At 44.2% G+C, this 21,915-nt stretch carries 19 protein-coding genes; 9 read left to right on the top strand and 10 right to left on the bottom strand.

What is annotated here, in order from left to right; genetic code table 11:
• Positions 1-147: 147 nt before the first annotated feature.
• Together PMG25_RS09975 and PMG25_RS09970 are read left to right on the top strand one after the other, a co-directional pair.
• The gene (locus PMG25_RS09975) at positions 148-468 is read left to right on the top strand and encodes a DUF433 domain-containing protein (protein WP_283766751.1); all 321 of its coding nucleotides are present in this window, start codon (positions 148-150) and stop codon (positions 466-468) included.
• Positions 452-787: a DUF5615 family PIN-like protein gene (locus PMG25_RS09970; protein ID WP_347178797.1), complete on the top strand. Its 336-nt coding sequence runs from the start codon at positions 452-454 to the stop codon at positions 785-787. Before PMG25_RS09975 ends, PMG25_RS09970 begins: the two co-directional genes overlap by 17 nt.
• Positions 788-890: 103 nt before the next feature.
• Here PMG25_RS09970 and PMG25_RS09965 read toward each other — a convergent pair whose 3' ends face one another.
• The 4 genes from PMG25_RS09965 to PMG25_RS09950 all read right to left on the bottom strand — a co-directional run bounded on the left by PMG25_RS09965 (position 891) and on the right by PMG25_RS09950 (position 7,956).
• Positions 891-4,811, bottom strand: coding sequence for a S8 family serine peptidase (locus PMG25_RS09965; protein ID WP_283766749.1), 3,921 nt, complete (start codon positions 4,809-4,811; stop codon positions 891-893).
• Positions 4,812-4,999: 188 nt separating this feature from the next.
• Positions 5,000-6,748: a 2-succinyl-5-enolpyruvyl-6-hydroxy-3-cyclohexene-1-carboxylic-acid synthase gene (menD, locus tag PMG25_RS09960; RefSeq protein ID WP_283766748.1), complete on the bottom strand. Its 1,749-nt coding sequence runs from the start codon at positions 6,746-6,748 to the stop codon at positions 5,000-5,002.
• Positions 6,749-7,150: 402 nt separating this feature from the next.
• On the bottom strand, positions 7,151-7,669 hold the full coding sequence (locus PMG25_RS09955) for a GNAT family protein (protein ID WP_283766747.1): 519 nt from the start codon (positions 7,667-7,669) through the stop codon (positions 7,151-7,153).
• The gene (locus PMG25_RS09950; protein ID WP_283766746.1) at positions 7,669-7,956 is read right to left on the bottom strand and encodes a type II toxin-antitoxin system TacA family antitoxin; all 288 of its coding nucleotides are present in this window, start codon (positions 7,954-7,956) and stop codon (positions 7,669-7,671) included. The genes PMG25_RS09955 and PMG25_RS09950 overlap by 1 nt, the downstream gene beginning before the upstream one ends.
• A gap of 168 nt (positions 7,957-8,124) precedes the next feature.
• Between PMG25_RS09950 and PMG25_RS09945 the strand changes: the two genes are divergently transcribed.
• The gene (locus PMG25_RS09945; protein WP_283766745.1) at positions 8,125-8,679 is read left to right on the top strand and encodes a hypothetical protein; all 555 of its coding nucleotides are present in this window, start codon (positions 8,125-8,127) and stop codon (positions 8,677-8,679) included.
• Here PMG25_RS09945 and PMG25_RS09940 read toward each other — a convergent pair.
• The 3 genes from PMG25_RS09940 to PMG25_RS09930 all read right to left on the bottom strand — a co-directional run bounded on the left by PMG25_RS09940 (position 8,612) and on the right by PMG25_RS09930 (position 11,865).
• Positions 8,612-9,607, bottom strand: coding sequence for a DNA-methyltransferase (locus PMG25_RS09940; protein ID WP_283766744.1), 996 nt, complete (start codon positions 9,605-9,607; stop codon positions 8,612-8,614). The genes PMG25_RS09945 and PMG25_RS09940 overlap by 68 nt on opposite strands.
• A 129-nt stretch (positions 9,608-9,736) precedes the next feature.
• Positions 9,737-11,251, bottom strand: coding sequence for a hypothetical protein (locus tag PMG25_RS09935; RefSeq protein WP_283766743.1), 1,515 nt, complete (start codon positions 11,249-11,251; stop codon positions 9,737-9,739).
• An 11-nt stretch (positions 11,252-11,262) separates the two neighbouring features.
• Positions 11,263-11,865: a hypothetical protein gene (locus PMG25_RS09930; RefSeq protein WP_283766742.1), complete on the bottom strand. Its 603-nt coding sequence runs from the start codon at positions 11,863-11,865 to the stop codon at positions 11,263-11,265.
• A 175-nt stretch (positions 11,866-12,040) separates the two neighbouring features.
• Between PMG25_RS09930 and menA the strand changes: the two genes are divergently transcribed.
• The 6 genes from menA to PMG25_RS09900 all read left to right on the top strand — a co-directional run bounded on the left by menA (position 12,041) and on the right by PMG25_RS09900 (position 17,134).
• Positions 12,041-12,940 carry a 2-carboxy-1,4-naphthoquinone phytyltransferase gene (gene menA / locus PMG25_RS09925; RefSeq protein ID WP_283766741.1) on the top strand — a complete coding sequence of 300 codons (900 nt, stop codon included), beginning with the start codon at positions 12,041-12,043 and terminating at the stop codon, positions 12,938-12,940.
• A 23-nt stretch (positions 12,941-12,963) separates the two neighbouring features.
• The gene (locus tag PMG25_RS09920) at positions 12,964-13,089 is read left to right on the top strand and encodes an element excision factor XisH family protein (protein WP_283766740.1); all 126 of its coding nucleotides are present in this window, start codon (positions 12,964-12,966) and stop codon (positions 13,087-13,089) included.
• Between the two features lie 75 nt (positions 13,090-13,164).
• Positions 13,165-13,506 carry an element excision factor XisI family protein gene (locus PMG25_RS09915; RefSeq protein ID WP_283766739.1) on the top strand — a complete coding sequence of 114 codons (342 nt, stop codon included), beginning with the start codon at positions 13,165-13,167 and terminating at the stop codon, positions 13,504-13,506.
• A 142-nt stretch (positions 13,507-13,648) separates the two neighbouring features.
• Positions 13,649-14,446: a MinD/ParA family ATP-binding protein gene (locus tag PMG25_RS09910; RefSeq protein WP_283766738.1), complete on the top strand. Its 798-nt coding sequence runs from the start codon at positions 13,649-13,651 to the stop codon at positions 14,444-14,446.
• A gap of 39 nt (positions 14,447-14,485) precedes the next feature.
• On the top strand, positions 14,486-15,517 hold the full coding sequence (gene glsA / locus PMG25_RS09905; RefSeq protein ID WP_283766737.1) for a glutaminase A: 1,032 nt from the start codon (positions 14,486-14,488) through the stop codon (positions 15,515-15,517).
• Positions 15,518-15,598: 81 nt separating this feature from the next.
• Positions 15,599-17,134 carry a PAS domain S-box protein gene (locus PMG25_RS09900; RefSeq protein WP_283766736.1) on the top strand — a complete coding sequence of 512 codons (1,536 nt, stop codon included), beginning with the start codon at positions 15,599-15,601 and terminating at the stop codon, positions 17,132-17,134.
• A gap of 34 nt (positions 17,135-17,168) precedes the next feature.
• Here PMG25_RS09900 and PMG25_RS09895 read toward each other — a convergent pair whose 3' ends face one another.
• The 3 genes from PMG25_RS09895 to PMG25_RS09885 all read right to left on the bottom strand — a co-directional run bounded on the left by PMG25_RS09895 (position 17,169) and on the right by PMG25_RS09885 (position 21,852).
• Entirely contained in the window at positions 17,169-19,220 is a 2,052-nt protein-coding gene (locus PMG25_RS09895; protein WP_283766735.1) for a cation:proton antiporter domain-containing protein, read from the bottom strand.
• 198 nt (positions 19,221-19,418) lie between these two features.
• Positions 19,419-20,243: a glutamate racemase gene (gene murI, locus PMG25_RS09890; protein WP_283766734.1), complete on the bottom strand. Its 825-nt coding sequence runs from the start codon at positions 20,241-20,243 to the stop codon at positions 19,419-19,421.
• A gap of 64 nt (positions 20,244-20,307) precedes the next feature.
• Positions 20,308-21,852, bottom strand: a complete 1,545-nt coding sequence (locus PMG25_RS09885) for an N-acetylmuramoyl-L-alanine amidase (protein WP_283766733.1) — start codon at positions 21,850-21,852, stop codon at positions 20,308-20,310.
• Positions 21,853-21,915: the final 63 nt, after the last annotated feature.

The following is a 21,915-nucleotide window of genomic DNA, read 5'->3' as shown; positions in this document are numbered from 1 at the left end:
CGGTTCTTGGGGTGGGGGAGAGAATGGAAGGGGCGATAATGCTCCGCATCGCTGGCGAGATCGCCTCCCTGGTTAACTGAAAATACGATTCAAGAACAAGAATTTGAGATATAATAAACACTCACAATCGTCGAGTTTCATCTTTCCATGACAGAAGTAATTTCAGAACATATTCAAATTTCTCCTGATATTTGTGGTGGAAAACCCCATATCGCTGGCCATAGAATTAGAGTTCAGGATATTGTGATTTGGCACGAACAAATGGGCATGTCTCCTGATGAAATTGTCTCCAGATATCCTTCAATTACTTTGGCAGATGTCTATGCTGCGTTAGCTTACTATCACGATCATTTTCAAGAAATTCGACAACAAATTCAACAGAGCGAACAATGGGTTCAAGAGTTGCAAGCCAAAATTCCTTCTAAAGTACAGCAAAAACTAAAGGGAATGAATATTGGAGAAGATTAAATATCATTTAGATGAGTCAGTTGAGCGGGCGATCGCAGAAGGTTTAAGACGAAGAAGTATTGATGTGACGACAACACCAGAGGAGAATCTTTTGGGAATTACTGATGAGGAGCAACTAGCGTTTGCGATCGCCAACAATCGAGTGGTTTTTACCCAAGACGATGATTTTTTAGCCCTTCACCAACGAGGCTTAGATCATTGTGGTATTGTTTATTGCCATCAAAAGAGTCGCTCAATGGGTGAAATTGTACGAGGTTTAGTCTTAATTTGGGAGGTATTGGAGCCGTTGGACATGCAGAATCATGTAGAGTTTGTTTAGAAAGGGCGATCGCCCAAAATTTGTCGGTATGTAGCCAAATCTGTAGGGGCGAACGGCCGTTCGCCCCTACAATTTCATGGGAGAGATCGATTAATCACTACCATTAGAATCTGATGTAATTCCTAGGATTACGATTATTAACCCTCCATCGATAAGGAGATACGCGCACTTCAAAATGCAGATGAGGGCCCGTAGAATTGCCTGTACTACCCACTCTACCAATGTAGGCTCCTCCACTAACTGACTGTCCAACCCTGACTCCAAACCGAGATAGGTGAGCATAGAAGGTCATCGTGCCATCATAATGCTGAATCTTGATTAAGTTTCCATAGCCCGTGGTATCCCAACCTACATAAACGACTCGACCAGCTTTAGCCGCTCTAATTGGAGTTTCTGTTCGTGCGCCTAGATCGATACCGTAATGAAAACGTCCCCAACGCGGCCCATACTCACTGGTTACTCGCGCTCCTGGAAGGGGATGATGCCAGGTATTAGATGGTTGGGGTTTTGGAGTCGGAGATGGAGATGGAGAACCACCAGGAAGATAAACCACTTGACCAATACGCAAACGCCGCGCAGTGGATTCATTGAAAGGATTACCCTTATCATCTTTAATTTCCCGCCAACGGCTACCATTACCTAACAAGCGTTGAGCAATTGCCCAGAGAGTGTCTCCCCTTTTAACGGTATAAGGAGTGCCAGAAGGAGGAGAGATGGGAGTTGGACGATTAGCTGGTGGAGGCGTAGGTATAGGTTTTGGAGCTGGTGCTGCAACTTGCCTGGGCACTTGAATCCAAGTTCCCGGAAAAATCCAGTTGGGGTTAGCAATACCATTTTTCTGGGCAATAAAATTGTAATAAGGAGCGGAACTATTACCCATTGTACGAAAAGCGATCGCACTCAGCGTATCTCCTGATTTAATCATGTAATTATCCCACTCATAGTATTTACCCATAAACTCGGTGGCAGCAGCACGTTCCGTAGCAGTAAATTGACCTTCGTCGCTCCAAGGTTGTGAAAGCTCAATGGCAGAATACTCGTAAACTTCTGGTTTCGTCACAGTTGCCAACTGAACGGCGGCGGCAATATTTAACAAGCCAAACCCAGTTTCATGATCTGAATTCGCTTCATGCAAATCAGTCGCTGTTTCCTTGAGAATTTGCACCACTTGCTGATAGCTTAATTCAGGATTAGCAGCCCAAACTTGAGACGCTGCCCCGGTAACTTTTGCCGTCGCTACTGAAGTCCCGGTCATGGTTCCTACACCATTACCAACCGTGGATAAGATCGGATATTCATCGGTTCCTCCAGGAGCAACCAGATTTAATCCTTCTCCATAGCTGGAATAGTCTACTCGCTCAAAACCTTCAGCCACAGATAGGTCTAGATTCACTTGCTCGGCAGCACCCACGGTAAGAATATTATCCAACTCCTGAGAAGCTTGTCCCAACGCCGACATCACCCCGCCATCATTTCCGGAAGCAGCTACAATCAACACATTATGTTCACGAGCATATTCAATAGCATCCCACTCTTGTTGGGTAAACTCATAGCGGGTGGTGACATTTCCTTGGGCATCAATCTGAGTTAAATCCATACTCAAATTCACCACTGCATTGGGTTGTCCCGACTCTCGCGCTGCATCGACGAATTCCACCAAGGACTCGGCCCATTTTCCTGAACCGACAGCACGTCCTACCCAGAGGGGAGCTTGGTCATTGATGCCATCGATACCAATGCCATTATTCTCGGTTGCGCCGATAATGCCGAGGATATGGGTTCCGTGTTCGTTGCCTTCGCCTTCGGACAATAGGGGATTATTGTCATTGTCGATATGGTCTTGACCCAGGGTAATGCGAGCATAGTCGATATCTGGATTATCCTCACTAAAGCCGGTGTCGATGATACCGACTAGGGGTTGGGCGGTTTGGGCAAATTCAAATTCTGGAGGAGTTTCACCAATGGGAACGATGCGTTGGGCGACGTTTTCTAAGCGCTCAACCACTCGCGTGACGGCTAATTCTGCCCGCTCGGAGAAGGATTGATAGTCGGGTTGTTCTAGGGTTTCGGTCAAGGTTTCCACCTGTTGCACTAAGGTTTGCAATTGTTCCGCTTCTTCGCTGGAAACGGGTGCATTCTGCGCGTCTTCGAGTCGGGTGGTTAAATGGTCTAACCGAGCGATGAGGTTATCGGTGGCTGAGGGTTCTTCCTGTTCGGAATGAATGTGTTCTGGTTCCTCAGTGTCTGATGTTTGTGCAGTCGAGTTATCAGAAGTTTCTGTTTCCTCAGTGTCTGAATTTGGCTCGTTTTGCTCGGAATTAGAGGTTTCAGCAGTCGAGTTATCAGAATTCTCGGTTTCCTCAGTGTCTGAATTTTGCTCATTTTGCTCGGAATTAGAAGTTTCAGCAGTCGAGTTATCAGAAGTTTCTGTTTCCTCAGTGTCTGAATTTTGCTCGTCTTGCTTGGAGTCAGCAGAATTGTCAGTTACTTCAGTCTCTGCGGGTTGCACGGGTTGCTCGGAAGTGGGAGTTTCTGGTTCTGGAGCAGGTTCTTCAGGGGTTTCAACAGGTTCTACAACTTCAGGTTCTAGAGTTTCTACTGCGTCTTGCAGGGCTTCGGTTAAGCCTTGTACGTCCTGAATGAGGTCGCTGACTTCGGTTTCTACGGACTCAGGGGTGATGTAGGGTTTGGCGTATTCGAGTAAGGCTTGCCCAAGATCAGAATAACGCCATTCTTTGTCGGAGGCGATCGCACTATCCAACAGCGCCGCCTTCCCTTCTGCTCCCCTCACCTGGAAAATCACATCATTGTAATCCGAGTCTGTCTTACCATCGACGCGGATATCTTCCATCACAAACGTCGAACCATCTCCCGTCACATCGGCAATTTGACCCACATGGAACGCATCATCCGGATTCGCCGTTACCATGGAAAACAAGGGACGACCGGAACCGCCAATACTGGGATTATCCAAAACCCTGGCTACGGTTTTATTCGGAACCAGCATCACCCCAAATTCATCCCCAGAGCGCATCTTAAAGGTTTTCACCCCTAAATACTCTCCGTCATTTTGGTCGCGCTCGCCCAAGTTACCACTAAATTTAGCCCCTTCTTCAGCATCGGAAATCACGACATGACCCAGTTCAGAATTACTCAAGGCGCGAGTGGCAGCTTCTTGGATAAATTCCTCGGAACCGGCTTCAAATTCATCCATTCCCTCTAAGGAAAAGATGGCCAGTTCCCCTTGATATCCACCCCCATCAAAGAGGAAGTCAACGCCAACCTCTCCCGTTTCTCCCACGGTGAAGACTCCGGAATCAAAGGTAAAATTGGGTGGCACAATTTCTAAGGTGGGGGCAATTTCTTCCTCTTCTTCGGGAGGGTCTAGGCTTTGTTCTCCGGTTGGATTATCGTCTATGGGGTCAACCCTATCCCCTCCAGTGGTTTCGGTATCGCTCGGTTGAGAGAGGCCTTCCGCAGAAGAGTCTCCTGAAGTGCGGTTCGCTGATAATGCAGCAAGGGGTTCTTGTTCGCCATCCGGTTCGATGTCCTTGGCTTCTACCTGTTCCGGGTTTAAAGTCTGTTGACCCTCACCTTGTAGCTCTGTATCAAGTTGATTTCCTGGAGTGTCTAAACCCTCATCTTCTGCAACTGAGGTAATATACGAAATTTCTTCTATGTCTGAATCGTCAATGTCTGAATCGTCAATTTCACCCCCGCTAACGTCTGGATTATCGCCTGCTGTGCTATCGTCTTCTCCACTGTCTGTGGGTTCTGCATCTAAAGTGCTGCTGATATCATCAGGAGTATCAATGTCGTCACCGTCAGCAGCATTAAGGTCGATATCGAAGTCTCCATCTAAGGGGGGAGTTCCATCTCCTGCATCTCCATCTAAACCCAGACCTGAAGGGGTGAGGATGGGTTCGAGGATGAAGGTTTGACCAGGGTTAGGGTTGGTTTTAGGGGGTTTAGGGGCGTTTTTGCGGAAGAATTTCTTCAAAAAATCCATAGTGGTAAGATTCACCCGAATCGTGAATACAGTAAAGAATAGGTAGAGTGGCTGCTATGAACCCCTCTATAGGGTTCTCGTTTTTTTGCCCCTGTTTTTATGCCAGTCGTAACAATTCTTTACATTACTTCTGAGCGAGATTGATCAATAGGGCGTTTTTATGTACGTTACTTTACGCTAATTATAGAAAAACTTGGGATTTTCTAAGTATAAGCGCGTAAATTATTGAAGATTTGCTTGCGCGATTGACTGTCTAGATGGCGATCGCACCTAATTTCTAATACTCGTATTCCCCGATGGGGTAATTGGGCTAAATACTGCCGGAACTGCTGCCAAGTTTCAATCTGATGATGCTCAATCTCATAAGTTTGGCATAAGTGGGCAAAATTAATCGATTGAGGCGTACCAAAAAACTCTTCAAAGGGGGGATTATATTCGGCGATCGGTAAATGTTCAAAAATTCCGCCTCCATTATTGTTGATTAAAACAATGGTTAAATGCCCTTGGAAATAGCGACGCACTAAAAAGCCATTGGTATCATGTAAAAGGGCTAAATCTCCGGTGAGTAAAACGCTCGGTTTTTGATGACGGTGGGCTATTCCCAAAGCAGTGGAGAGAATGCCATCAATGCCATTGGCTCCGCGATTAAAATAGGGATGGAGTTGGAGGGTATTGGGAGTCCAAAACCATTCCACATCCCGCACGGGCATACTATTAGAAATGAAGACGGGCGTATGTTCGGGCAGAATTTGGGAGAGTAACCAGGCGGCTTTGGGTTCAAATAAATCTTCTATTTTGTCTAAGACTCGATCGAGGTGCGATCGCCCCCCATGCTCTAAGGCACACCAGCGCTCTAAATAGGAATTGGCTTCAGAAGGGGGTTCTGGGAGAAATCGGGAGAGTTGTTCAATGGAACAGCGCCAAAATTGGGTTGAATTGTGCAGGGGGTCAAGATTTTGATAGGTGGGATCGATAATCCATTGGCGAGGGTTACCTTCTTTGAGCCATTGTCTCAACACTTTGCTGGTGGGAAAATCGCCAATTTGAATGACGACATCGGCGGATAATTCTTGGGCAATTTCAGGATTACGAAGAATTAGGTCATAGGTGGAGATAATATGAGGATTGAGATGGGCATAGTTGCGAACGGGGGAAAGTCCCTCGGTGAGGACGGGAAAGTTAAGGGTTTTGGCTAAATGGGCGATCGCCTTTACATACGCTTCTGGATGCTGCGGTTGAGCCACTCCCGCGATAATGAGACCACGGGAAGAGCGCAGATCCTTGCACCAGGTTTGCACAGCTTCCGGTGTTATTTCGATGGTCGATACTGAGGCAGAGCGGGGGGTTAAAAACCCAAAGAAGCGATCGATATCAAACTCCTCTTCCCGAATGCCCAGATCCAGTTGTAGAAGCGGCGCTAAGGGGTCTCGAAAGGGAAGATTAACATGGACGGGGCCGGGAATGGGGCTTAAGGTACGTTCCCATCCATAGGCGATCGCCTGGCGCAGATAGGCTAAATGATCCACATCCGGTAAACATAGCTCCGTTTGCCAAGTGGGGGAATTTCCGTAGAGCTTCACCTGGTCAATGGTTTGCCCGGCATGGGTTTGGCGCAATTCCGGGGGGCGATCGGTCGTTAACACCATCAGAGGCACTCGACTCTCCGATGCTTCAATCACCGCAGGATAAAAATTAGCCCCAGCCGTTCCCGAAGTGCAGACTAAAGCCGCCGGTAAGCCCGATTTTTTAGCCTGTCCCAAGGCAAAAAACGCCGCCGATCGCTCATCTAAAATCGGTATCGCTTCAATCCCCCTTTGAGCCGCAAAAGCCACCGTTAAGGGAGTCGAACGAGATCCCGGACAAATGATGACCGTAGTTAACCCCAAACGCTCCAAGGTTTCCACCAAAATCGAAGCCCAAAGCATATTCAGGTTACGGAAATCAATCGGCATAGTGCAGGGATGGGGGGATAGGGAGATGGGGAGATAGGGAGATTTCCTATTCGCATCTCCAATGAAAACACGATATTACCCTTGTAGCAAGCCACCTCGCCCCCAACCCAGACCCATTTTTAATTTTTAATTTCTAATTTTTAATTGGTAAGGCGTGCAAGTTGCTTACAGCATAATGTGTTTACTCAGGTACACCAGGGACTCCGCCGATGAGTTATTACACACTCTTTAAAGGATGACTACCTTTAATGTCCACCTGTCGGGTTCTTCGCATCCTGTTTCCCAAACACCCACTGCATGGCAGTGTTACTGTTCCTCTCGTACTAAAGTATGTAAGCTGTCAGAGTCAGGGCACGCCTTGGGATCTATTTTAGCTCAGAAATAAAGAGATAGCGATCGCCCCTAAATTCCCAAATTTTCGCAAAGCTCTTCAATAGATTTCATCGGCAAATACAGTTTCATCGGTTCCTGATTAAATGGTCTAAATCCATACTTTCTATAAAAACTCGACGCTCTTTCATCCAAAGCTTCTGCTATTACAGCTAAAGAGGCAACTTGCATCGTTGTATCTAAAGACTTTTTAAGAGCATCTATCAATAGCAGTTCACCGAACCGTTTACCTTTTTGCCCATTATCCACAGCAAGACGACCTAATAGGGTTGCAGGTAAGACTGGGTAACGGGGTAATCGTTTAGCAACATTCTCCTCCAAAGCTGCAACATTGACCGTGTAAGAAGAAAGCGTATAGTATGCCAAAACATTCAGGTCAGGATCATCAGTTAAAACAAATACAGTTGAAACCCGTTTTTTGAGATCCTGAGAGGCTTGCTTACGAATATAAGTATCTAAACTCTCTTGCCCACAGCAAAAACTTGAGCGGATGTGCTTGCGACTATCAAGAAGGTTAATTTTGAGAACCATTAAACTGACATCGTTTGCTTGTATCGTAAAGCAGCCGATTTCAAAGCTTCATTCGGCTTCGGAGGATTGAGAATCGCATCTACAAAAGCCTCACTATCTTCAATACTAAGCTTCAAAGTTTGGTGTTCTTCAATAACTTTGTATGCGGCTGCTTGCACACTTGCAACAACAAAATCAGTAAGCGTTCGTCCTTCTAAGTCAGCCGCTTTTTGCACCAGAGCCTTAGTTTCCTGACTGATACGAGCTTCTAACCGTGCTGATGATGTTTTATGAGTTTTAGTAGCCATAGTGTGAGACCCATAAATGTAACAACCTTATGAATCCAGTCTATACGGCAAATTGCCGGATGTCAACACTGAATCTATAGGATAGGAAATCTGCTAATTATGGGGTTTCTGGCGATCGCTCAAGTCCCAGGATATTTGATAAAATAAAAAGTAAAATTTTATTCAATTATGGTTGACTCAAGCCAACTCGATCAGATCCTACAGCAGTATTATCAGTCCTTCACCAAAAAAGTCTATACAGATGAAAACAACGAAACCGACTTGTTGATGGACATCTTTGATATCACTCCCGAATTAAAGCGTCAAAATCGCCAATATTGGGGTAGGGAGTTAGGGATGTGTTGGCAAAAATTAGTCATTGAAGTTTGTCGCCAAACCTGTGATTATTTTTCGCCAGCCTTAAAATTTAATGGTGATGAACCTTGTGATTTAATTGTTGGTCAACGGGCAATTGACACCAAGTATCGCATCGGATCGGGTGATTCTGGAACACTAAAGAAATTCAAAACCTATGCCAGACTCCTGAAAGAACAAAATTATGAACCCACATTATTAATTGTACGTGAGGATAATTTACCCGCAGCTATCAGCGCCTGTCAGTCCAGTGGGTGGACTATTTTCACAGGAGAATCTACATTTGAGTACCTGACTGAACTCACCGGTTTTGATCTGAAAGGGTATCTAAGGGCAAAAGCATCTGCGTATAAGATTGATCGGGTTTAACATCAGCAGAGTGTGGATTTTCTGATGTAAATTCTGTTTCTGCCAGACGCTTTTCAATAATGTCCACATACTCTGGAACAATTTCAATCCCTAAATAACTCCGTCCCAGTCTTTTCGCTGCGACCAATGTTGTTCCAGAACCCGCAAAAGGATCTAACACAATATGCTCAGAGGAAGGGGGAACAAAAAGATCGATCAACTTTTCCATCAGAGCTAAAGGTTTGACTGTACAATGGACATTATAATCCATCGGCTTTTCTCGTGGAATATCCTCTAAAATATTCGATTGAAATGAACCATCTTCATTTATCGCATGAAACAAGCCTACTCCATATTCTAGCAGCGTTTCCACATAGTTATTCACCAGAGGTTTTTGCACCACCACAATCGCTTCCCATTCATTCCTTAAACAACTATGCCAGCCTTCCCACTCTTGAGAATTAGCCACCCCTTTTTGCTTGAGTTTAGATTGGAGATTCAATCCTTTAGGAATCCCACTAGAGCGGCGATAGACGAGACAATCTCGTGCATAAAAACCAGCTTTTTCCAGAGCGATTTGAACATGAGCCATGGTTCGAGTGCTATTAAACGCCGCAACAATTGCACCCGGTTTACACACTCGAAATACTTCAATTGCCCATTCATAACACCATTGCTCATAATTGAGAATATTTTCCCTCACTCGCTCGTACCATCGAGCATTCCGAACTCCCCCAGCCAAACCACTTCCATAAGGAATATTTTTCACCAGAGTTCTACTATTTTTGGCTCGATTAAGTCGTCGTTTAATCTCTGGATCGTCCCATTTATGCCCAATAAACTCATAGTTGTAGGGTGGATCTGTAATACATGCAGAAATAGAGTGTTCTGGGAATTGGCGTAAGACTTCTCGGCAATCACCCGTAAAGATTTGATTATTGTGTTTCATGCCTACAAAGTTTTCCGTGACGATATTATTTATAGTATGGGATACTTAAAGTATACAGTCAATCTATAATTCTATCAAAATTAAACTTTTATCCGAACGTAGTCATCTCTACTAAGTATATAAATTGAGTTAATGAAGAATATTGAGTTTTTTATATAATTGTTCTTGCTCTGAATACAGAAAACTATCAACAAATCTTTTACCTGTTTTAGCCTCTAAATCTTGAATAACATTATCAAATCCTTTATTATATACGTTATATAAAATTTCTGATATGCTCACTCCAGATGCAATATGTGGTTGTAAGTGTTCAAGTTGTTGAATAGATAGAATCATCCATTCAAAGTTTGTAATATTTTCATTTCTTAATAGACTATTAATATGCTCTCGAAAAGAGTTGCTGTTGATTAAGTATAGTGGCTCTAGTGATACAAAAATCGGTTTAAATGTATTGCAACAATTGAGCATCTGGTTTATTGCTGGACATTTAGAACCTTTATGAATAAAGCTATGAAGTTGTTTTAATCCTTTGATAACTTGCTTCAAACTTTTATTAACAGCATCTTCACTAGCGATTGCTTGTGCTTCTCTTGAAAATCGAGTAGCTTTACATTCAAATAGAATCACAGTTGAGCCATCAATTATAATCCAATCAGGGCATTTACCTTGATACACTTGACGAACATCTGCTTCAGATAGCACTGTATTTGATGGTGTAGAGTGTTTCAACACTGTTCCCACATAGTGTTCAAAAACATAACCAAAGTATTTAGAAAATTCTGTGCCATATTCATTAAACATTTGATAAAAAATACCTGTACCAATACGTGAAACAATCAAGTCAGGTATAGGAGCATGTAGAAAGTTTTTGGTAGAAAATTGTTTATCTTGACATGGCTTTATAATTGGATACTCCAAGAGTGGATTGAAATCATACATTCTAAAACGTCTATCCTTATTCTTAAGTTCTTCATAGCGCTTAGTTAGTTTATATTTGTCTGCCGAAATTGTATTGATAATTGATCTAATTACACGATCATTGGGTAAATTAATACCTTGTTTACGAGCTTTAGTAAAATATTCGTGAGATATTGAAAAATTATGATGTAAGCCAACCCATGCAATAAAGCTAGTAGTGATAAAATCTATAACAGAACATTGGTTAATGGACTGAAACTTGTCTTCAAAATAAAAGTTCTGAATGCCTAGTGAATTTTCCAATTGACTAGGCATTTTGGTAAATAACCAAGATGGACGTGAAAATTGACCAAAATAATCTGGCTCGAATGGAAACTGGTGACTGGCGAGCCTGAGCATCAGAAACCCTGGATTGGAACTTAGAAAATATTTTTCTAAGCTTCTATCCAAAGTTATTGGATCAGCAAGATAGTAATTTTTACAAATATTAATTAACGATCTGATATCTAAATTTATAACTTTCTGAGACGATTTACTAGGGCAACAAAATTGACAAGCAAACAAAGATGCTCCAGCAGCTACAAAAGGTTCAATTTTTGCATTCTGTCTTTTTAGTTGGTGTAGAGAAAATAAAAAGTTTCCAAATTTTATCTTCTTGAACTTGTTTTGTATATATTTTTCTAATTTATCCAAATCTTCTATGGAATTTACATAACTAATAACCATATATATTCACTCTAAAATTCTTCTTCAAGATATAAAGATCCATCATAATATTTACAGGCACTAGCCAGTTCAACAGATTTGACACGCCAACGTTTATTAATAACTACAATTATGTCACCAGCAATAGGCCGTATTCTGGTATGCCAACGATAGTAAAATAGATTTTCTTTATTTCCCTGGCTTTTTATATATGATTCATGCCTTAATTCCCATGCAAAATATTGTATATCATGGCCACGACGAGCAAATTTCTCCCATTTATGACGTGCTTGACTATTTAATGACTCTATCGAAAAGTCAGTATCCATTAGTTTTGAGACTACATTATCATGAATACTAATGACCGCTGACAGGACTGGGCCATCTTTAATTCCTGTTTTGCTCCTCCAATCAGTTTGCAAGACTACTCTAGAAACTTCTACTTGCCAACCGGCAAACTGCAATGTATCCCCAGCACGAGGAATAATGGGTAACCACACATACCAAGATCCATCAAAAGTATCAGGCTGTGTTATGGATAAATTGTCCGTCTTTTGTAGCTCTTCGCCTTCATGTTCAGGATAATTTTGAATCATGCACAGATACCACTGAGTTTCCATTACAATCATTTCCATTGAAAATATACTTTTATTATATCAATTTTTCGCAGATACAGTAATACGCTAATTATGGTATAGTAAAAGACTGGAGATTTTTACTTGAGAGATCGCTCCATCTGGCTTGACAAACAGCCAACCCTTTTAGGGTAAACTCTAGAAACCGATCGCTTCTCAATCTTGAACCTGTTCCATGACTACGCCCACCCTTCCTGTTTCCCGAAGAAAGCTATGGTTAGCTGCCATTAAGCCGCCCATGTACAGTGTTGCCGTCATTCCCATTGGGGTGGGTAGTGCCGTGGCGTTTGCGGAAACCGGGGTCTTCGACTGGTCAATTTTTACCCTGTTTATTACGGCGGCTATTCTGATTGTCGCCTGGCTGAATTTAACCAATGATGTCTTTGACTCGGAAACCGGCATCGATGTGAACAAACATCATTCTGTGGTTAATTTAACCGGTAATAAAAGCTTAGTCTTTTGGATTGCCAATGCTCTGTTAGCCATAGCTGCTCTAGAACTGATTTTGATTGCTTGGTGGCAACAGGATGCCCTGATTCTAGAACTGATTGCCCTAGCGGTTTTTCTCGGCTATACCTATCAAGGGCCTCCATTTCGTTTCGGCTATCTCGGTTTGGGCGAAATCATCTGTTTTTTTACCTTCGGCCCCTTAGCCGTCTGTGCTGCTTATTACTCCCAAAACCTGGCTTGGTCAACGGCTAACCTGAAAGCGTCGATTATTATTGGCATTACTACCAGTATTATTTTATTCTGTTCCCATTTCCATCAAGTAGAAGACGATATCGCGGCGGGAAAACGCTCTCCGATTGTTCGTATGGGGACAAGAAAGGGCGCTATTCTGTTGTTGGCTGCTTGTATCGCTGTGTTTGTGGCGATCGCCCTTTTCATCATTCTAGGCTACTTTCCCCAATGGACAGCCCTCAGTTTCCTCAGTATCCCCGTCGCCATCCAACTGTGTCATCATGTCCTAACTTATCATGACCAACCGGAACAAGTAAAAAATTGTAAGTTTATCGCCGTTAATTTTCACTTCCTCAGTGGACTTCTATTCGCTTTAGGGTTTATTTGGGGATAGGTTTATTGCTTAGGTAATGGGTAATGGCTAAAGATTTATTTGATAACACAGTTAAAATAGCGCTGGAAAAAGAGGGTTGGCAAATTACCCATGATCCCTACCCGTTACGTTATGGTCTTGTTGATGTATATAATGTTTCTGCGTTTTGAACCCGCTAGAATAGTGATTGAACGATATCAACTGCGACTAATTCTTTATAACCCACATCGCCAGGAGGTTGATCGATGGATAAGCTAAATCGATATCGCCAAATTGTTGCTGAGTATCTCGAAGACTTTTGTAACTATGATACTCAGGCTCAGTTTATTTTCGATATTCCCCGCGATCGCTACATGGTGATCCACAATGAATGGCGAGATCAATCGCGGATCTATGGCTGTGCTATGCATCTGGATATCATCGAAAATCAAATCTGGATTCAACACAATAGTACAGAATTTTATATCGAGCGCGACTTACTTCGACGGGGAGTCGAGCCAGAAGATATTGTTTTTGGATTTCGCGCTCCCAGCATTCGCAAATTATTAGTTGAAGATGCAGTAAAAAAGGCCCAAAATCTCATCTAAGTATATAAACTCATCTATTAAGTTTAAGGTTCGTTTTATGACAACAATCTCCTTGACCTAACTAAATTTCGTCTAGACAATTTAAATCTAGGCTCCTATAATAGACCCTTAAAGTAGAATCGAGTTAAAACCCTAGAAAAATATGGCGGAATCTACAGGTGCAGGTGAGACCCCGAAAAGAAAACCTAAAGTTGTCTCGGTTCACTCCTATCGCGGTGGCACGGGTAAATCAAACTTCACTGCTAATTTAGCAACAACAGTGGCCTTGCAGGGAATGCGAGTTGGTATCGTTGATACCGATGTTCCTTCTCCGGGAATTCATAACTTGTTAGGTATAGAAGAACCCGGAAAAAGTGGTAAAACTCTCAATAATTACTTGTGGGGAGAAGTCGGGATTGAAGAAGCAGCCTATGACGTGAGTGATTCCGTCGGACTCACAGGAGAAGGTCAACTATTTCTAGTCCCTTCGAGCATAAAACCAGATGATATATCCCGCATCTTGAGTGAAGGCTATGATGTGAAATTGCTCAATGATGGATTTCGTAAGCTCGTCAAAAATCTAAAACTGGATTACCTATTCATTGACACCCATCCTGGCTTATCTAAAGAGACCTTTTTATCCATTGCTATTTCCCATATTTTGATCTTGATTTTACGGCCAGATAAACAGGATTATCAAGGAACTGCGGTTACTGTCGATGTGGCACAACATTTAAAGGTTCGTCGCATGTTACTGACAATCAATAAAGCCTTAAGTAGCCTGAATTTAGATGTGCTTAAACAGAAGGTTGAAGAAGCTTATGGCCAACCTGTAGCTGGAGTTTTTCCCTTATCTGAAGATGTTGTGCAATTGGCGAGTGAAGGGGTGTTTTGTGTGAGATATCCTGACCACAAGATTAGTCAAGAATTCCAAAACGTGGCTCGAATGATTATGAGCTAAACCTTAAGAATACTTAAAAATTGGTAGTCAGAAAATATTATGAGCGATCGCGGATTACAATCTCTAGCCAGCTCAATACAGGCAGTGGCTTCTCCCTTTCGGCAGTATCTGAATGAGCTGCATGAAAAGCATCAGAGCAACTCTGAGGGGGCTGTGGCAGACTATATCCCAGAATTAGCCCTAGCTAATCCGGACTGGTTTGGAGTCTGTGCAGTCACCCAAGATGGACAAGTGTTTGAAGTGGGGGATTGTCAGCAATCCTTTACCATTCAATCCATTTCAAAAGCCTTTGTTTATGGCTTGGCATTAGAAGATAATGGGCGCGACTATGTGAATAGCAAAGTGGGCGTTGAACCGACAGGGGAGGCCTTTAATTCCATTGTTTTGGACGAAGCGACCAACCGGCCGTATAATCCCATGGTGAATGCCGGAGCGATCGCCACCACAGACTTAATCAAAGGGAACGGAGCAACAGAACGATTAAAGCGCATTCTCGATATGTTTGAGCGCTACACCGGCAACGCCCTATCCGTGAATGTGCCCGTATTTCTATCCGAAAAAAGCACAGGCAACCGCAATCGCGCCATGGCCTATCTGATGCTCAACTTCGGCATGATGAGCGATCGCATCGAAGAAACCCTAGACCTCTATTTTCAACAATGCTCCATAATGGTCAATGCCCATGATTTAGCCATTATGGGGGCGACTCTAGCCAATGGTGGCATCAATCCCATTACCGGAGTCCAAGCTATTGACAGTCAATATGTTCAAGATGTGATCAGCGTAATGCTCACCTGTGGCATGTATGACTACTCCGGAGAATGGACGTATCGAGTCGGTATTCCCGCCAAAAGTGGAGTCGGTGGCGGTATCACTGCCGTAGTGCCTGGAAAATTAGGCATTGGCACATTCTCCCCTTTACTCGATGCCAAAGGCAATAGTGTGCGAGGGATTAAAGTCTGTGAAGACCTCTCCCGTGACTTTGGCCTGCACCTATTCAATGCGCGATCGGCAGACAAAGATCTGCAAGAATGGATTTCTGGAGGAGACTCTGTAGATGAATGGGAATAATCAGGAATTTAGCTATACTTCCACCTCTATCTAAGATAACGTTAAGCTTTGGAGCAAAGCCAAACCTGGGGAGTGAGAACCGTGACCAAAACTGAATTAACCATTGCTTTATCAGAAGAAGAGCTGATAAGTCTAGATTCCTATTGTCAGAAAACCAATTGTACCAAAACCGATGTGATCCGGGAATATATTCACTCCCTCGATCGCCGGCCCAGAGAAAACCTGTTTAAAGAGGTGGTGGACTTAAGGCGGGAATTAAAAGAAGTAAAGCAAGAAAAAGCCGATCTAGAACTGCTCATCGAAACCATAACCGACCATTCTTCTAACATTGAGGATGATTTCAAAAATCAAGCCAAAGCGGCCAAGCGAGAAACCGAAGAACAGTTTCAAGCCATTACTGAAGCGATGCCGGTCGCAGTTTTAATTTCTAGAGTCGATAATGGTGAAATTTTGTATACGAACTTAACCGCGTGTAAAAATTTTCAAACTTCAGAGCAAGATTTTCTAGGTCAATCGATCGGCAACTCTTGTTACCATCAACAAGATTATCTGCATTTGTTAGAAACCTTTGCCCAAGAAGGGGAAATTAAGGGGTCGGAGTTATTGTGTTGTACTGGCGATCGCCAAGAATTTTGGGTCAACGCCTCTCTGCATCCCTTAAAGTATCAAGGACAAGAAACTATTTTGTGGGCCCTCTCCGATATTCACACCCTCAAACAAGCCCAAGCTGACCTCAACTACGCCAAAGAGCAACTACAAGCCGTATTAGATGCCATCCCCGGATCGGTGTCTTGGGTGAGTTGCGATGGGTATTATCTAGGAGTCAATTCTTACTTAGCTGAACGGGTGGGGTTACCCGTTGAAGACTTCATGAACCAAGAAATCGGTTTTCTTGGACAACAGGGAAACTTTGAAGATTTTATCAATCGCTTTCTTACCAGTCCAGAAACCAGTATTTCTGAGGAACTGAGCCTAGAAGTATTGGGGGAAAAACAATATATTTTGATGGCAGGTCAAAAGTATAATCAAGGTCAAGCCATTGTGACAGTCGGATTAGATATTACCCAACGCAAAGAAGCAGAAGAAGCCCTACGCATTACCGAAGAAAATTATCGCAGTATTTTTGAAAATGCTCTAGAAGGAATTTTCCAATCGACTCCAGAAGGCCGATATATGAGTGTTAATCCGGCCATGGCCCGAATTTATGGGTATGATTCGCCCCAAGAAATGATCGATAGTATCAATCAAATAGAAAAACAAATTTATGTGAATGCTAAAGACCGGTATTGGTTTCAGGACAAGATGCAAACCGATGGAGCCATTCAGGATTGGCAATATGAAGTGTATCGTCGGGATGGTCAGAAAATATGGCTTTCTGAACATACACGAGCGGTGCATGATGGCGCAGGAAATGTCCTCTACTATGAAGGAATTGTTCAGGAAATTACCAAACGAAAACAGGAAGAAGACGACTTGAAGCGTCAGGTAGCCGAACTACGAATCGAGATCGATCAGCAAAAGCGCGATCACCAAGTGAAAGAAATTACTCAAAGTTCCTATTTTATGGAGCTACAGTCTGAAATGGAAATGCTCAAATTTGATGATGATGATTTTTAAATTCGCCCTTTCTCGATAGCAATCTATATAGAATCTAATTAGGAACAGATACTAATATCATGGAACAGTTAATTCCCTGAATGATGGGAGTTGCCCAATCATTGAGAATTAATCCTTTGCCCGGATGGATATCTCTGGCATTGAGAATCATTAAGTCAACGTTTCGGGCGGTTTCTAAAATCACTGTTGCTGGATGGGTATTGGCGATCGCCTCAATATTCAGAATCAGTGGTCGGTCTTGAAACTCGAATCCCAGATTTTGCTGTAGCTGTAGCTCCAATTCTGCTTGTTTCTCTGGGGAAGTGGTAGGAGAAATCAGATATTTGAGGGTAACGGTTCCTTGATTGGCTGTAGCAATGGACTGGGCAAAAGCGATTAATCTCAGGGTATCAGGCGAGGCATCCCAGATAAACACCAGAATGCGAGTAAGTTCACTGGGAGAAGCTAACAGTCGCATCACTGCTACAGGACAGGGGCTACCTTGAAAGACTTGATCGATGATATTGCCCAATAAACGAGCTTGTAGGGTGGTAATGTCACCATACCCCATTAAGACCAAATCGGCTTCCTGTTCTTTGGCAGCATGACAAATACCGAGAGCAATATCGAGATCGATGCGGAGTAAAGGTCGGGTTTCCACGCCTAGGTTTAAGCTATGTTGGGCAGCGTGTTGGAGGACAGAACGCTTTTGGGATAAGGTTTCTAGAAATCGTGGATCGGTGAGGGAGCTAGAGGTTTGGGCGATCGCCAAGGGCATAACCCGCCCCCCTTGCTGTTGCACCAGTAAACTAGCCATCGCCATCAGATTCGGTTCTGTCGCGGGGTTGGTCACCGGTACAACGATCGCCAGGGGATGGGACGTAGAGAAAGTATCCTTCTGGACATCCCTGGAGGTCGGTTTATCCCCAGAAAGGGTTAACTGCTGGGCAAAGCGTTCCGTTAGCACCGGGCCGAGGATCGAGGTCACCAACATCAGCACAATGACGCTATTAAACACTGCTTCTGTCAGTAGTCCCACTTGAAACCCCACTAAGGCAGCCGCTAGGGTGGCAGCAACTTGCGGTAAAGAGAGCGACCACATGGTGAGGGTTTCGATCCAAGTGTAGCGATCGAGACCTTTAACGATCCAAGCGGCAATAAATTTGCTACCGATTAAAGAACCCGCGATCGCCATCACTAATATGGGTTCATTGGCCAAAGTGTAGAGAAAAGTCTGAATATCAATCAGTAATCCCATACTGACAAAAAAGAAGGGAATAAACAGAACTGCCCCCACAAATTCTACCTTTTCTTTAACCGGCCCGTGGCCGAGAACATCATTAATGGCAACTCCAGCCAGAAACGCACCAACGATGTTTTCAATTTGAATAATTTGTGTGCCCACTGAGGCTAAAAACAGGGCCACAAGCACAAATAAAAATTGATTGCCTTCTTCATTTCCGCTCCGTTCAAAATATTCCCGACCGAGGCGATCTAAACCGATGAGAACGGCGGCGGCATAGATCGCCAGGGAAACCAGTTGTAGGATTAAACTCATCCATGAAAATTGTCCTTGATGGATGGAGACACAAATGGCTAAAACCAAGAGAGCGCTAACGTCGGTGAAAATGGTTGCGCCGACAGTAACGGCGATCGCCGGATTTCGCACGACCCCAAATTGTTGAATCAGGGGATAGGCTAACAGGGTATGGGAGGCTAACAGCGACCCAATCAGTAGGGATGCATTTAAGCCAAACCCAAACAGTTGTCCCACCAAGGTTCCGGCAATTAACGGGACTAAAAACGTGGTTAAGCCAAACTTTAGGGAACGGTTGCGGGTTTGACGAAAGGCGGCACGGTCAATTTCTAGACCAGCAACAAACATTAGGTAGATTTTGCCAATGTCCGACAGGAGTTTGAGGGTTTCTGTTTTCGGGTCGAGCAGTTGCAAACCATAGGGGCCAAGAATGACACCAGCCAGGAGCAAACCCACCAGGCCCGGCAGTTTCAGCCGCTCGACTAGGGGAGGAACCGTTAAGCTGGCAAACAGCAACAGCGTAAATGAGGCGATCGGGTTTTCTGCCACCCAAGTCGGAAAATGCTCCATAAATCAGTCAAGAGTAATCATACAGCGCTTTGCTTGAAAGTGCATTCCTATAAAAAGCCTGGAAAATAGGCATTATAGCGTGAAAAATGGTTTTCCTATTACCCTTTTGCCACGCGAAGCGCTATATCTATAAAAACAGCTACTGAGGTTCTACGGGATATAGAACCTCAATTAAAGCTTGACCGATCTAAAATGAGATTAAGAAGCCAGAGAATTAGACATGGGCAAATAACTCAAATCCACCTGTTGAACTTGGGGAGTATGTCCTAACCAACCCAAAGAACGACTCCTAAACTGTTGAGCCGAACCACTGACACAAAAGTATGTCGGTTTAGGCGCACAGGTATGGCGCAAACCCAGCAAATCTAGCTCTTGTGCCGTAGATTGAACCACATGAACGGCTGGATTAATAATTTGTACCGTTTTGGGCAACAGTTGACGAATCACCGAATCTAAAAGCGGGTAGTGAGTACAGCCATAAACCAGGGTATCTATATTTTGTTGCAGGAGAGGTTGCAAATAGGAGCGGGCCACCTCATAAGTATAGGGATCGTTAATCCGATTTTGTTCAATCAAAGGGACAAATTCGGGACATCCCACTTGCCAAACCTGAACCGTCGGATCGACTTCAATCATGGCTTGGCGATAGGCTTGACTCGCAGCAGTAGCAGGAGTAGCAATCACTCCAATCCGTTTACCGACAGAAACAGCCGCTCTTGCGGCTGGTAAGATCAATCCGAGGATAGGAACCGAGAATTCGCCACTCATGGCTTCTAAGGCCAATGCATTACTGGTATTACAAGCCATCACCACCATTTTCACCTGTTGGTGTTCCATCCAGGTGATAATTTCCCGGACAAATTGAATAATCTCTTGGGGCGATCGCGTACCATAGGGCAAACGCGCCGTATCGCCAAAATAAATAATCGATTCTTGGGGAAGCTGACGATACAGTTCGCTCAGAACCGTCAGTCCACCCACACCGCTATCAAAAACCCCAATTGGCCAATGGTTGATGGTCATGCTTCGTATTTACTCCAAATCACTCACTCACACCATGGGGTTTAGCAATGGGTGCTTCCCCCCACTAATAGTTTTGCTGAATATGGCGCAGAATGCCATTGGCAATTCCTTGAGCCATCTGGCGACGGAAAACTGGATTCGCTAATTTAACCGAATCTTCCCGACCGGTGATAAATCCAGTTTCCACCAAGACAGAAGGCATGGATGTTTTCCTCAGCACATAAAATCTAGCACGACGCACTCCGCGATCGCGAATATTTAAAGTTTGCAGAATACTATTCTGGATATCACGAGCTAAACGCTCACCCGTTTGATAGTAAAACGTTTCCAACCCATTCACTTCTGGACGGCTCATACTAATTGCATTCGCATGAATGCTCACAAATAGGGTCGCATTCGCTCGTTCGGCCGTCGCCACCCTAGGCGCTAAATCAATTTCCCGGTCATCCCGACGAGTCATCACCACTTGCACCCCATTTTGCTCCAAGATAGCCGCCACTTGATTCGAGATATCCATGACAATATGTTTCTCTTGCAGTCCATTCCCCACCGCTCCAGGGTCACGGCCCCCATGGCCGGGGTCAATAGCCACCCGAATACGAGAATTGCGGGGAGGAGTCGGAGTAGACGGACGAGGATTAGTGGTCGGAGGAGGTAAAGGTTGGGGACGAGGAGGAGTCGGAGGCAAAGGATTAGCCGGTGGCGGTACATTAATTGCCACTCCATCTTGAGGCGTTGGAGAAGAGGGGGGTTGACTCGGAGAAGGGCCCAGAGAAGAATTAGCGGAGGCCAGTTCCCGATTTCTGGGCCAAGGTTGTTGAGCCTCTTGACCCATGCGACCCCTACTTCCAGACACAGGAATAATCACTGCTCCAAATTTATTCGTTAACCCTTGCCAATCTGGACTAGCGGCAGTTACATCTAGAGTCACCCGCACAATGGAATCCTCCCGTTGGCTCATCTGAATTTGCCGTACTCCTCGACTATTAATCGGTAACGGTCTTTGGTGTAAATCGGGTGCTAAGGTCACCCCCTCAAAATCGATGGTAATTTGCTCTTGATTTGAGGTGCGTCTGACCGACTTAACGTTAGGTTTTTCGCCATTGACCCGTAAATAAAAGCCATCACCAGTTACCCGAATGGCTTCGACCACCGAGGAAGCACTGCTAGGGGGAGCCGGTTGGGGATTGGTCACCGGAGGCGTAACCGGTGTTTGATCCCGTTGAGGATTAGGAATTTGCACTACCCATCGACGAGGGGAAATGCCTTGGAATTTCACTTGATTGGGGTCAATGGTATAGCCGGGTTTGAGTTCCACTACTAAGCGAGTGGTATTAGAATTAAATTGCCCGGTACGGACTTTGGCAATCCCAGGAGTATTGACCAACTGCTCCCGTAGGGCCCTCCCTAACTGAATTCCGGGTAAGTCAACCACCAGACGAGTCGGCCCATAAATGAGCTGCGCTCTGGGTTGGACATTGGTATCGGTGGTCAATTCTAAACGATTGTTTCTGGCATCAAAGCGCCAATTTTCTAAACTGGCTGCATAGACTGGAGATGAGAGCAGCCATAATCCTAAGACACCTGGTAAAAGCCAATGAAGTTTCACGCCGTTTCCTCGCTGATGATAGTGATACGCCCTTGCTGCTCCGACTCACTACCTAAGCTTTGG

Source organism: Roseofilum capinflatum BLCC-M114 (genome assembly GCF_030068505.1).
Lineage (GTDB): Bacteria > Cyanobacteriota > Cyanobacteriia > Cyanobacteriales > Desertifilaceae > Roseofilum > Roseofilum capinflatum.
The sequence above is the reverse complement of the archived record's forward strand: the minus strand, read 5'-3'. Positions and strand labels throughout refer to the sequence as shown.

Coding starts and splice junctions, on each gene's coding strand:
- murI (WP_283766734.1), bottom strand. CDS start 20,243: ATGACCATCAACCATTGGCCAATTGGGGTTTTTGATAGCGGTGTGGGT.
- PMG25_RS09915 (WP_283766739.1), top strand. CDS start 13,165: ATGGATAAGCTAAATCGATATCGCCAAATTGTTGCTGAGTATCTCGAA.
- PMG25_RS09940 (WP_283766744.1), bottom strand. CDS start 9,607: ATGAAACACAATAATCAAATCTTTACGGGTGATTGCCGAGAAGTCTTA.
- PMG25_RS09895 (WP_283766735.1), bottom strand. CDS start 19,220: ATGGAGCATTTTCCGACTTGGGTGGCAGAAAACCCGATCGCCTCATTT.
- PMG25_RS09975 (WP_283766751.1), top strand. CDS start 148: ATGACAGAAGTAATTTCAGAACATATTCAAATTTCTCCTGATATTTGT.
- menA (WP_283766741.1), top strand. CDS start 12,041: ATGACTACGCCCACCCTTCCTGTTTCCCGAAGAAAGCTATGGTTAGCT.
- PMG25_RS09945 (WP_283766745.1), top strand. CDS start 8,125: ATGGTTGACTCAAGCCAACTCGATCAGATCCTACAGCAGTATTATCAG.
- menD (WP_283766748.1), bottom strand. CDS start 6,748: ATGCCGATTGATTTCCGTAACCTGAATATGCTTTGGGCTTCGATTTTG.
- PMG25_RS09930 (WP_283766742.1), bottom strand. CDS start 11,865: ATGGAAATGATTGTAATGGAAACTCAGTGGTATCTGTGCATGATTCAA.
- PMG25_RS09950 (WP_283766746.1), bottom strand. CDS start 7,956: ATGGCTACTAAAACTCATAAAACATCATCAGCACGGTTAGAAGCTCGT.
- PMG25_RS09935 (WP_283766743.1), bottom strand. CDS start 11,251: ATGGTTATTAGTTATGTAAATTCCATAGAAGATTTGGATAAATTAGAA.
- PMG25_RS09955 (WP_283766747.1), bottom strand. CDS start 7,669: ATGGTTCTCAAAATTAACCTTCTTGATAGTCGCAAGCACATCCGCTCA.
- glsA (WP_283766737.1), top strand. CDS start 14,486: ATGAGCGATCGCGGATTACAATCTCTAGCCAGCTCAATACAGGCAGTG.
- PMG25_RS09910 (WP_283766738.1), top strand. CDS start 13,649: ATGGCGGAATCTACAGGTGCAGGTGAGACCCCGAAAAGAAAACCTAAA.
- PMG25_RS09920 (WP_283766740.1), top strand. CDS start 12,964: ATGGCTAAAGATTTATTTGATAACACAGTTAAAATAGCGCTGGAAAAA.